The 248-nt window shown below is 33.5% G+C and carries 1 protein-coding gene; it reads left to right on the top strand.

Going from position 1 to position 248, the window contains the following annotated elements; translation table 11 throughout:
- Positions 1-13 precede the first annotated feature (13 nt).
- Positions 14-248, top strand: a 235-nt coding sequence (locus tag SB749_RS20310; protein ID WP_410711900.1) for a hypothetical protein, incomplete at its 3' end; no start/stop codon positions are given.

Raw genomic sequence — 248 nt, 5'->3', positions numbered from 1 at the left:
GTGAGTAATTATTATGTTGAAAACATTTTTAGTAAGTATTGCGCTAGTAAGTTTAATGCTATTACAAAGCGTGCAAGCAGCAGAAGTAAAATTAACTGATCCTAATAAAATGGTACGCCAAGTTGCTGACAATACCTTTGCACGAATTACCCAAGATCAACCATTAATAGTAAAAGATAAAGAACATTTACGTGTTATTGTTGAAGAAGAGTTAATGCCGTACATTGACTCCAAATATGCGGCACTAA

It is taken from the genome of Brevibacterium sp. SIMBA_078, from assembly GCF_046534565.1.
In the GTDB taxonomy this organism is placed as follows: Bacteria; Actinomycetota; Actinomycetes; order Actinomycetales; family Brevibacteriaceae; genus Brevibacterium.
Note: the sequence above shows the minus strand (reverse complement) of the source record. Positions and strands in the feature narration are given on the sequence as shown.